This window comes from Kitasatospora sp. NPDC001539 (genome assembly GCF_040298565.1).
GTDB lineage: Bacteria > Actinomycetota > Actinomycetes > Streptomycetales > Streptomycetaceae > Kitasatospora.
In genome coordinates this window covers 1-10,422 of the sequence record NZ_JBEPAK010000249.1, presented here as the reverse complement: position 1 = coordinate 10,422, position 10,422 = coordinate 1, and the positions used below count along the sequence as shown (strand labels likewise).

At 75.1% G+C, this 10,422-nt stretch carries 9 protein-coding genes; 6 read left to right on the top strand and 3 right to left on the bottom strand.

Annotated elements, in window-relative coordinates; translation table 11 throughout:
* Positions 1-61: 61 nt before the first annotated feature.
* From ABT247_RS27785 to ABT247_RS27775, 3 genes are all read right to left on the bottom strand, one after another.
* Positions 62-916, bottom strand: a complete 855-nt coding sequence (locus ABT247_RS27785) for a DUF5667 domain-containing protein (RefSeq protein WP_350747588.1) — start codon at positions 914-916, stop codon at positions 62-64.
* A gap of 498 nt (positions 917-1,414) precedes the next feature.
* Complete coding sequence (locus tag ABT247_RS27780; RefSeq protein WP_350747586.1) at positions 1,415-2,188, bottom strand: ECF subfamily RNA polymerase sigma factor, BldN family; 774 nt, start codon at positions 2,186-2,188, stop codon at positions 1,415-1,417.
* 596 nt (positions 2,189-2,784) lie between these two features.
* The gene (locus ABT247_RS27775) at positions 2,785-3,864 is read right to left on the bottom strand and encodes an HAD family hydrolase (protein WP_350747579.1); all 1,080 of its coding nucleotides are present in this window, start codon (positions 3,862-3,864) and stop codon (positions 2,785-2,787) included.
* Between the two features lie 177 nt (positions 3,865-4,041).
* Here ABT247_RS27775 and ABT247_RS27770 point away from each other — a divergent pair, with 177 nt between their 5' ends.
* The 6 genes from ABT247_RS27770 (at position 4,042) to ABT247_RS27745 (ending at position 10,297) form a co-directional block, all read left to right on the top strand.
* Positions 4,042-4,317: a glutaredoxin family protein gene (locus ABT247_RS27770; protein ID WP_350747576.1), complete on the top strand. Its 276-nt coding sequence runs from the start codon at positions 4,042-4,044 to the stop codon at positions 4,315-4,317.
* 171 nt (positions 4,318-4,488) lie between these two features.
* The gene (locus tag ABT247_RS27765; RefSeq protein ID WP_350747573.1) at positions 4,489-5,235 is read left to right on the top strand and encodes a 3'-5' exonuclease; all 747 of its coding nucleotides are present in this window, start codon (positions 4,489-4,491) and stop codon (positions 5,233-5,235) included.
* Between the two features lie 107 nt (positions 5,236-5,342).
* Positions 5,343-6,239, top strand: a complete 897-nt coding sequence (locus tag ABT247_RS27760) for a redox-sensing transcriptional repressor Rex (RefSeq protein ID WP_350747583.1) — start codon at positions 5,343-5,345, stop codon at positions 6,237-6,239.
* Between the two features lie 25 nt (positions 6,240-6,264).
* Complete coding sequence (locus ABT247_RS27755) at positions 6,265-7,605, top strand: glutamyl-tRNA reductase (protein ID WP_350747570.1); 1,341 nt, start codon at positions 6,265-6,267, stop codon at positions 7,603-7,605.
* Positions 7,606-7,646: 41 nt separating this feature from the next.
* The gene (hemC, locus tag ABT247_RS27750; protein ID WP_350747567.1) at positions 7,647-8,654 is read left to right on the top strand and encodes a hydroxymethylbilane synthase; all 1,008 of its coding nucleotides are present in this window, start codon (positions 7,647-7,649) and stop codon (positions 8,652-8,654) included.
* A complete protein-coding gene (locus tag ABT247_RS27745; protein ID WP_350747564.1) occupies positions 8,651-10,297 on the top strand; it encodes a bifunctional uroporphyrinogen-III C-methyltransferase/uroporphyrinogen-III synthase in 1,647 nt (548 codons plus the stop codon). The genes hemC and ABT247_RS27745 overlap by 4 nt, the downstream gene beginning before the upstream one ends.
* Positions 10,298-10,422: the final 125 nt, after the last annotated feature.

Here is a 10,422-nt window from a genome sequence, read left to right as displayed (position 1 = left end):
GCCAGGACGCCGAGCTGGCCTCGGTGAAGTCGATCATCGCGGGCGAGCAGACCCAGACCGTCTACAAGGACACCCGCCAACTGGCCAAGGCCGCGCCGCTGCCGGCGGTGGAGCCGGTGCCGGCGGTGGCCGGGGAGTGGTCGGTGCGGTTGCCGCCGTTCCCGGCCCCGCCCTGGGTCTGGTCGGCGCCCGGGCCGTTGCCCGCGCCGGCGGCGGGAGAGCCCGCCGGGGATCCGCTGGTCGAGGAGGACGAGTCGCCGCCCGCTCCCGTGCCGGTCTGGCCACCGCTCTTGGCGGGCGGCTGGGCCAGGCGCAAGGGCGCGACGTCTTCGCTTATGTCGTCGAAGAGCTGGTCCACCAGGTGTGCCTGCTCGGTGAGTTGGACCGGGAGCCGGCCCTGCAGCTGGCTCCAGCGGCCGTCCTCGTCGTGGGCGAAGCCGGCCAGCGCGCGCATCGGGTCGAGCGAGCCGTTGCTGCGGTAGACGGAGCGCAGCAGCTCACGGCCCTTGAGCGCGTCGGCGTGCATGTCGTCCAGCGCCCGGCGCACCCGGTCGACCGTGGCCGGGCTGAGCGCGCCGACCGGGTCGCCCTGGCCGATCAGGGCGTTGGCCTCGCCGAGTCGGGTGGCGGCGTTGTCGAGCAGCAGCTCGCCGCGCTCGGAGTCGGAGTCCGCGAGGCCGAGCCGCAGCCCTTCGAGGCCGCGCTTCATGCCGTACAGCGTGTCGCCGGGGAGGGCGTTGGTGCTGGCGGCGGCGGCGCCGGCCAGGCTGCCGACGGCGAGTCCGGCGACGAGGCCGCCGATCGCGAAGCGGCGGCTCCACCGGCCCCTCGGGGCCGTCCTGGTCGATCGGTGCCGGCGCTGCCTGGGCACCGTGGCGCCCGGTCCGCCGGCGAAGGCCTGCTCGAACGCGGCCATCAGCTGGGCGCGTTGGACCGTCCGGACCTCCTGGTCCATGGTCGGCCGGGCCACCGCTCCGAGTGCGTCGGTCAGGCCGACCAGTTCGGCCATCGCGACCGAACCCGCCTCGGTAGCAGCGGCGTTGGCCGATTCGGCGTTGGCCGCGCGGCGTTGGTCCGCCTGGTGGGCCTCCAGCGCCTCGGCGAAGGCCTTCGCCCGCCGGTGCTCGAGCACGTTTGCCGTCACGGGCCACACCTCCCTTCGTCGTTGTCGACACCCCGGCCAGCCGGACGGTTGCCTCGGCGGGCCAAAGCCACTCCATCGGGTGATAGGTCGCAATTCAGCTTGACCGTACGCCTGGTGGGGGCTTGCACGCTGGCCAACGAGCGGTGCGGGCGGTCGGTTACGCACGGCTGATCATCGGACCGACCGTTCACCCGGACGTGTCGATCGGACGCGCACGGTGACGGGCGGCCGGGCCGCCCCCGGGCTATCGCGCCCGCGCTCACCGCGGGCTCACCGCGCGTCGGGCGGGAGCAGCCGGGCCAGGGTGCGCACGGCGCGGTACTGGAGGGTCTTGATCGCACCCTCGTTCTTGCCCATGATCCGCGCGGTCTCGGCCACCGAGAGGCCCTGCAGGAAGCGCAGGGTGACGCACTCCTGCTGCTGCGGGTTGAGCCGGCGCACCGCGTCCAGCAGGGCGGCGTTGGAGAGCGACTCCAGCACCGACTCCTCCGGGCTGCGCTCGCACTCGTTGGAGTCGAGCATCTCGCCGGTGGTGACCTCCAGCCGGAACCGGCTGGACTTGAAGTGGTCGGCGACGAGGTTGCGGGCGATGGTGACCAGCCAGGCGCCGAAGTCCCGGCCCTGCCAGGTGAAGGTGCCGATCCGCCGCAGGGCGCGCAGGAACGTCTCGCTCGTGAGGTCCTCGGCCGTGGCCCGGCTGCCCACCCGGTAGTAGATGTAGCGGTAGACGGTGTCCGCGTAGTGGTCGTAGAGCCGGCCGAAGGCCTCGCTCTCGCCGGCCTGGGCCCGCTCGACCAGCTCCATGACGGGGTTGTGCTCGGTCTCGTACCCGGGTGCGGGCGCCGTGCGGGTGCGGCCGCGGCCGACGCCGGTGCTGCCGGTGCGGCCGCGCGAGCCGGTGCCGGTCGACCCGGCGGCGGTGGTGCGCAGCGCCGGCCCCGGGCCGTGCTGGTGACCGAACGGGACTCCGGCGGGCACGAGTTGGGGCGAGGCGGCGAGCTGGCTGCGGAGCAGGTTGCGCAGCAGGTCCAGGCCGTTCGAGATCTGCCGCTCGGCGGTCGGCCGGCCGCGGAGGCCGGTGCGGGGGCGCAGGGGCGCGGACGACGGGCGGGAGGGTGCAGGCGCGTCGTTCCGGACGGGTGGGTACACGGGACTCCCAGAGGCAGAACTGTGGACGGATCACCTCCGCCTGCGCGGAGAGCGCGCCCCTGGCGTCCGTTCGAGCGGAACGCGTGGGTGACGCGCATCCAGGAGAGAATAACGCTTTGTGCAATGACAGCTACACCGTGTGGTCGAAGTGGTCGTTTGGGATCCATTTGTTGCGCATATTCGGCTGACACTGACCGGAGGTGTCGTCGTTCATCCGGCTCAACGTGACCGTTCGGGCGCTCAGGGTGACCAATTCGGTGGTCCGGCGGGCGGTTTCCCAGCCATGGGGCTCGGCAACCCCCGACTTTCCCGGTCTGGCGAACGATCAGAACCGGTCACGGGGTAACAGGTTCTTGCAGCGGGCCTGGACGGCCCTGGAGAGCAGGGGAGTTCGCTCGTACGAGGGGCCAGGTCAGGGGCCTGGTTGACGCCCGCTCACCCGCCCGGGGGAGGGGTGGTGAAGGGCGGCGAGGGCCGCGCGGAGGGGGAGTTCAGGCGCGCCGGCGCCGGCGCCGCAGCGCCACCCCGGCCGCCGTCGCGCCGGCCGCCACCCCGAGCGCACCCGCCGCCGGCAGCCCCACCCGGGCCGCCTTGCGCCCGGTCCGGAAGTCCCGCACCCGCCAGCCCTGCGCCCGGGCGTGCCGCCGCAGCGCGCCGTCCGGGTTCACCACGTACGGGTGGCCGACGAGCGAGAGCATCGGGATGTCGTTGGCCGAGTCGCTGTACGCGGCGCAGCGGTCGAGGTCGAGCCGCTCGCGCCGGGCCAGCGCCCGCACGGCCGCGGCCTTGGCGGGACCGTGCAGCAGGTCGCCGACCAGTCGGCCGGTGTAGGCGCCGTCCAGGGCCTCGGCGACGGTGCCGAGCGCGCCGGTCATGCCGAGGCGGCGGGCGATGATCCGGGCCACCTCCAGCGGGGCGGCGGTGACCAGCCAGACCCGCTGGCCGGCGTCCAGGTGCATCTGGACCAGGGCGCGGGTGCCGGGCCAGATCTTGTCGGCCACGACCTGCTCGAAGATCTCCTCGCAGATCGCCTCCAGATCGGCGGTGGGCTTGCCGGCGACGATCCCGAGAGCGGTGTTGCGGGCGTCCGAGATGTGGTCCGGGTCCTCGGTGCCGTGCAGCCGGAACAGGGCCTGCTGCCAGGCGAAGCGGGCGATGTCGCGGCGGGTGAGGAAGCCGCGGCGGTAGAGGCCGACGCCGAGGTAGAAGATCGCCGCGCCGCGCAGGATGGTGTTGTCGCAGTCGAAGAAGGCCGCGGCGCGGGGGTCGTCCGGCTCGGGGGTGTGGTTCGCGACCGGCGCCTTGGGCGCCTTCCCGGGCTTGCCCGCGGTCCCGGTCCGCGGCGAGGAGGCATCGGCCGCCGGGGCTTCGCCGGCCGCGGGGGTTTCGTCGGCCACCGGGGTGTCGGCGCCGGTCGGGGCTTCGCCGGCGAGGCGCTGCGGCTCGGCGCGCAGCGCGGCCTCGGCGGCCTCCGCCGCGGCTTCGCCCGCCTCGGCCACGGCCCGGCCCGTGGGGGCGCTCCGCTCGGTGCTGGAGCGCCTCGCCTGGGTGAGCCTTCGGAGCACGGCCATGCCAATGAGCATAGCCAGCCGGGCACGGAGCGGCCGTGACGGAGCCGTGCCCAGCCGGTGAACAGCTGCCCCCGGCCGGCCCCCCGGTCCGTCCCACCCCGTCGTCCCGCCCCGACCTGTCGCCCCTGCCCGCGCCCCCCGGCCCGCCGCCCGGCAGCGGCGGCGCACAATGGGCCGGTGAGCCCACTGCTGCGACGTAGGACCCCCGAGCCCGCGGACCGTACCGTGACCCTGGTCGGCAAGCCCGGCTGCCACCTGTGCGACGAGGCCCGGGAGGTGATCGTCCGGGTGGTCGCGGAGCTCGGCGCGACCTTCGAGGAGAAGGACATCACCCAGGACGAGGAGCTGTACCGGCGCTACTGGGAGCAGATCCCGGTGACCCTGGTCGACGGCCGTCAGCACGACTTCTGGCGGGTCGACGAGCGCCGCCTGCGCGCCGCCCTGGGCGCCTGAGCGGCCGCCCCCGGGGAGCGGCGCCGCCCCACCGCCCCCGCCGACCGGCGGGGGTGGTTCGCCGAATCGTTGCCGAAGACACCCCGTTCCGGGCGGGGCGGGGCGCCGCGGTCGGCTTACGATCGAACGCGTTTGCGCCCGTGGGGGGCTGAGCACACGAGGAGTGCCGCCATGCTTCCCCGCCCGACCCCAGGGACGCCCGAAGCGCCCCCGGGCGCCCGGGGCTTCGCCGTGGTGGACGTGGAGGCGACCGGCCGCAGCCCGTGGCGGCACCGGGTGGTCGAGGTCGCCGTCGTGCTGCTGGACGAGGGGCTCCGCGCCGAGGGCGAGTTCGCGACCCTGCTGGACCCGCTGGGCCCGGTCGGCCCGACCCACGTGCACCGGATACGCCAGACCGACGTCGAGGGCGCCCCGAGGTTCCGGGAGATCGCCCCGCGGCTGCTGGAGCTGCTGGCCGGCCGGGTGCTGGTCGGCCACCACGTCAGCTGCGACCACGCCTTCCTCGACCGCGAGTTCGCCCGGATCGGCGTGCCGCTGCCGCCCGTCCCGCTGCTGTGCACCATGCGGCTGGCCCGCGAGCACCTGCCGCAGGCCCGCAGCCACGGCCTGGCGGCCTGCGTGGAGGCGGCCGGCCTGGGCTGGTACCCGGCGCACACCGCGCTGGGCGACGCCCGGGTGACGGCCGAGCTGCTGCGGCACTGCCTGGGCGCACCGTCCTGCCCGCCGGAGGACTGGGCCGCGCCGCTGCGCGAGGCCGCCCGGGTGCCCTGGCCGCGGCTGGGCCGCGCCCGCTCCCGCCCGTCCGGTGCGGCGGTGCCGCTGCTGCGCCGGGAGGCCCCGTACGGGCCCTGGCTGCCCGGCCCCCAGGCCCCGGAAGTCGTGCTGACCCGGGCCGGTGCTATGGGCTCGTCGGCGTGATGCGTGTCACTGTGCGGGGACAAATCGGACACCATCTTTGTGCACACGTTCACAAACGCATAGCCTGGCTGCCAAAGCCCAGCTTCACCCACAGGAGCACCGTGGCAATCGGCCGATCACCACAGAGCAGTTCGCAGACGCCCGACCAGGGCGCCGCGCGCCGACCCTCGCGTGCCCGGGGCATCCCGGAGGCGACCGTCGCCCGCCTGCCCCTCTACCTGCGGGCCCTCACCGCGCTCTCCGAGCGTTCGGTGCCGACCGTCTCCTCCGAGGAGCTGGCCGCCGCGGCCGGCGTGAACTCGGCCAAGCTGCGCAAGGACTTCTCCTACCTCGGCTCCTACGGCACCCGCGGCGTCGGCTACGACGTCGAGTACCTCGTCTACCAGATCTCCCGCGAGCTCGGCCTGACCCAGGACTGGCCGGTCGTCATCGTGGGCATCGGGAACCTCGGCCACGCGCTCGCCAACTACGGCGGCTTCGCCTCCCGCGGCTTCCGGGTCGCCGCCCTGTTGGACGCCGATCCCCACGTGGTCGGTTCCACCGCGGCCGGACTGCCCGTGCGCCACATGGACGAGCTGGAGTCGATCGTCGAGAGCCAGCAGGTCTCCATCGGCGTGATCACCACCCCGCCCGGCGCCGCCCAGCAGGTTTGCGACCGGCTGGTCGAGGCAGGCGTTACCAGCATCCTCAACTTCGCCCCGACCGTGCTGACCGTCCCGGACGGTGTGGACGTGCGCAAGGTGGACCTCTCCATCGAACTGCAGATCCTCGCCTTCCACGAGCAGCGCAAGGCCGGGGAGGAGCCCGACCACACCGAGTCGGTGCTGGACCGCGCCCCCGGCCCGGTCCGCGCGGCGGCCGCCAAGCTGCGCCGCGCGGCCGCCGGCGGCAGCGGCAAGGGCCGCGGCACCGCCGACCCGGCGACCAAGGACCAGGGCGAGCAGGCCAAGGGCAAGGCCGCCAAGGGCGGCGAGGGCGAGCTGTCCGCGGTGATGCCCGCATGAACACGGAGAGCTGTGGGGGGCGGGCATGAGTCTTCTCGTCGTCGGACTGAGCCACCGGACGGCACCGGTCGGCGTGCTGGAGCGCGCCGCACTGACCGGTGAGGTGCCGACCCGGCTGCTGCACGACGCCGCCGCCTCCGCGACCGTCGCCGAGGCCGCGCTGCTCAACACCTGCAACCGGATCGAGCTGTACGCGGACGTGGACAAGTTCCACGCCGGCGTCGCCGAGCTGTCGCTGCTGCTGGCCCACCACAGCGGGGTGGACCTGGAGGAGCTGACCTCCCACCTGTACGTCCACTACGAGGACCGCGCCGTCCACCACCTGTTCTCGGTGGCCTGCGGCCTGGACTCGATGGTCGTCGGCGAGGGCCAGATCCTCGGCCAGCTGCGCGACGCGCTGGCCAGGGCCCAGGACGAGCACACCGCCGGGCGCGGCCTGAACGAGCTGTTCCAGCAGGCCCTGCGGGTCGGCAAGCGGGCGCACAGCGAGACCGGCATCGACAAGGCCGGCCAGTCGCTGGTCACCTTCGGCCTGGAGCAGGTCGCGGCGGGTGCGGGCGAGATCGCCGGCAAGCGCGCGCTGGTGGTCGGTGCCGGCTCGATGAGCTCGCTGGCCGCCGCCACCCTGGTCCGCTCCGGCGTCACCGACCTGCTGATCGCCAACCGGACCCCGGCCCGGGCCGAGCGCCTGGTCGAGATCCTCGGCCCGGACGTGGCCCGCACCCTCGACCTCGCCAAGGTGCCGCAGGCGCTCGCCGACGTCGACCTGGTGATCTCCTGCACCGGCGCGGCCGGCGTGGTGATCAGGGCCGAGGACGTGGCCGCCGCCGTCGCGGCCCGCACCGCCGGCACCCCGCTCGCCCTGCTCGACCTCGCCATGCCGCGCGACGTCGACCACGCGGTGCACGGGCTGGACGGCGCCCTGCTGGTCGACCTGGAGAGCCTCTCCCACGCGCACGCCGCCAGCCCCGGCGCCGGCGACGTCGACCAGGTCACCCGGATCGTCGCCGACGAGGTGGCCGCCTTCGGCGCCGCCCAGCGGGCCGCCCGGATCGCGCCGACCGTGGTCGCCCTGCGCGCGATGGCCTCCGACGTGGTCGCCGCCGAGCTGGGCCGGCTGGACTCCCGGCTGCCCGAGCTGGACGAGCGCTCCCGCGCCGAGATCACCCAGACCGTCCGCCGCGTCGTCGACAAGCTGCTGCACGCCCCGACCGTCCGGGTCAAGCAGCTGGCCGCCGAACCGGGCGGCGCCTCCTACGCGGACGCCCTGCGCGAGCTGTTCGACCTCGACCCGGCGGCCGTGCACGCCGTGTCGGGCACGCCCGTCAGCGGCCGGCCCCAGCCCTCCGGCGAGGGCACCAGATGAACCGTCAGCCATCCCACGAGTACCACCGGGACGATCACCTCATGAATGGTCAACCGCTCACCGAGCAGGCCCCGGGAGCCACCGCGCTGCGGCTCGGCACCCGGCGCAGCGCGCTCGCCATGGCCCAGTCGGGCATGGTCGCCCGCGAGGTGACCAGGCTCACCGGGCGCCGCGTCGAGCTGGTCGAGATCACCACGTACGGCGACACCTCCCGGGAGGCGCTCGCGCAGATCGGCGGCACCGGCGTGTTCGTCTCCGCACTGCGGGACGCGCTGCTGGAGGGCCGGATCGACTTCGCCGTGCACTCGCTCAAGGACCTGCCCACCGCCGCCCCCGAGGGCCTGGTGCTGGCCGCCGTCCCCGAGCGCGAGGACGTCCGGGACGCCCTGGTCGCGGCCGAGGGCCTGAACCTGGACGAGCTGGTGGAGAAGCTGGCCGGGGCCGGCCGCCCGGCCCGGATCGGCACCGGCTCGCCGCGCCGGATGGCCCAGCTGAACGCCTGGGCGCTCGCCCGCGGCGCCGAGCTGGAGACGGTAGCCATCCGCGGCAACGTGGACACCCGGATCGGTTACGTGACCGGTGGCGAGCTGGACGCGGTCGTGCTGGCCACCGCCGGCCTCAACCGCCTCGGCCGCAGCGCCGAGATATCCCAGCACCTCGACCCCGAGCTGATGATCCCGGCCCCGGGCCAGGGCGCGCTCGCGATCGAGTGCGCCGCCGACGACGCCGGGCTGATCGCCGCGCTCGCCGCGCTGGACCACGCCCCCACCCGGGTCGCCGTGGCCGCCGAGCGCGCCCTGCTGGCCGCCCTGGAGGCCGGTTGCTCGGCCCCGGTGGCCGCGCTGGCCACCTGGGGCGGGGAGCACGAACTGCGGCTGGACGGCGTGGTCGGCGATCCCGACGGCACCGCCCTGCTGAAGATGTCCGCCAACGGTCCGATCGTCCTCGACGAGACCGCCGAGCAGCAGGCGCGGGCCCTCGGCCACGCCCTGGCCGCCCGGCTGCTCGACGCGGGCGCGGCCACCCTGATGGGGGAGCGAGCCCGATGAGCCCCACCGCCGCCACCGACGCCCTGTTCCCGGCCGGCCAGCCCGCCGGACGGTGCACGTTCCTGGGCGCGGGCCCCGGGGACCCGGGCCTGCTGACCCTGCGCGCGGTCGAGGTGCTGTCCTCGGCCGACATCCTGGTCGCCGACCCGCTGACCGCGGCCGCCGTGCGCACCCACTGTCCGGCCGGTGTGCAGGTGCACACCCCGGCGGCCGAGGGCCCCGACTTCGACCTGGCCAAGCTGGTGGCGGAGGCCGTCCGCTCCGGCAAGCACGTCGTCCGCACCGTCGACGGCGACCCGGGCCTGGACGGCTGCGCCGCCGAGGAGATGCTCAGCTGCGCGGGCGAGGGCGTCCCCTTCGAGGTGGTCCCCGGCGTCGCCCAGTCGGTCGGCGTGCCGGCCTACGCGGGCGTCCCGCTGCGCGGCGCGGCCGGTACCGACGTCCGCTTCGTGGACGGCGCCCAGCTGCTGTCCGGCGCACCGGTCGACCTGGGCGCTCCGGAGACCACCCTGGTGGTCCGCACCACGCTGGGCCAGCTGCCGGCCACCGCCAACGCGCTGGTGTCCAACGGCCGCAAGCCGGAGTCGGCGCTGAGCGCCACCCTCTCCGGCACCACCACCCGCCAGCGCACCTTCACCTCCACGCTGTCCGCCATCGCGGCCGACCTGAAGGCCGCCCGGGTGCTGCCCTCGCCGGTCTCCGCCCCGGTGGACCCGGCGACCTCGGTGATAGCCGTGGTGGGCGAGCAGGTCGCCCACCGCGCCTCGCACTCGTGGTTCGAGACCAAGCCGCTGTTCGGCTGGAACGTCCTCGTGCCGCGCACCAAGGAGCAGGCCCACGGCCTGTCCGAGCAGCTGCGCTCGTACGGCGCGGTGCCGCAGGAGGTGCCGACCATCGCGGTCGAGCCGCCGCGCACCCCGCAGCAGATGGAGCGGGCCATCAAGGGCCTGGTCACCGGCCGCTACGAGTGGATCGCCTTCACCTCGGTGAACGCCGTCCGGGCCGTGCGGGAGAAGTTCGAGGAGTACGGCCTGGACGCCCGGGCGTTCGCCGGGATCAAGGTGGCGGCGGTCGGCGAGACCACCGCGCAGGCCCTGGTCGACTTCGGCGTGAAGCCGGACCTGGTGCCGTCCGGCGAGCAGTCCGCGGCCGGGCTGCTGGAGGACTGGCCGCCGTACGACCCGGTCTTCGACCCGATCGACCGGGTGCTGCTGCCGCGCGCCGACATCGCCACCGAGACCCTGGTGGCCGGCCTGGTCGAGCTCGGCTGGGAGGTCGACGACGTGACGGCGTACCGGACGGTGCGCGCCTCGCCGCCGCCGGCCGAGACCCGCGAGGCGATCAAGGGCGGCGGCTTCGACGCGGTGCTGTTCACCTCGTCCTCCACCGTCCGGAACCTGGTCGGCATCGCGGGCAAGCCGCACAACGTCACGGTCATCGCCTGCATCGGCCCGGCGACCGCCAAGACCGCCGAGGAGCACGGCCTGCGGGTCGACGTGATGGCCCCGGCGCCGTCGGCGGCCGCGCTGGCCCAGGCGCTGGCAGACTTCGGGGCCAAGCGCCGCGACGCCGCGACGGCCGCGGGCGAGCCGGTCTACCGGCCCAGCGAGCGCCGTCCCGGCTCGCGCCGCAAGGCCCGCTGAGGGCCCCGTCAGCGTGGGGGGGGGGGGGGGTGAGCCCCCCGCCCCGCCCCAACCGTTGGGGTGGGTAGGCCGGTAGGCGGGAATAACCGAAGGTTGGCCCCCCCCGCGCCCCCCCAAGGCGGCGC

What these genes read in the sequence shown, in the direction of transcription:
- ABT247_RS27785 (WP_350747588.1), bottom strand. Translation starts at nt 916, where the DNA reads ATGGCCGCGTTCGAGCAGGCCTTCGCCGGCGGACCGGGCGCCACGGTG.
- ABT247_RS27775 (WP_350747579.1), bottom strand. Translation starts at nt 3,864, where the DNA reads ATGGCCGTGCTCCGAAGGCTCACCCAGGCGAGGCGCTCCAGCACCGAG.
- ABT247_RS27755 (WP_350747570.1), top strand. Translation starts at nt 6,265, where the DNA reads ATGAGTCTTCTCGTCGTCGGACTGAGCCACCGGACGGCACCGGTCGGC.
- ABT247_RS27745 (WP_350747564.1), top strand. Translation starts at nt 8,651, where the DNA reads ATGAGCCCCACCGCCGCCACCGACGCCCTGTTCCCGGCCGGCCAGCCC.
- hemC (WP_350747567.1), top strand. Translation starts at nt 7,647, where the DNA reads ATGAATGGTCAACCGCTCACCGAGCAGGCCCCGGGAGCCACCGCGCTG.
- ABT247_RS27765 (WP_350747573.1), top strand. Translation starts at nt 4,489, where the DNA reads ATGCTTCCCCGCCCGACCCCAGGGACGCCCGAAGCGCCCCCGGGCGCC.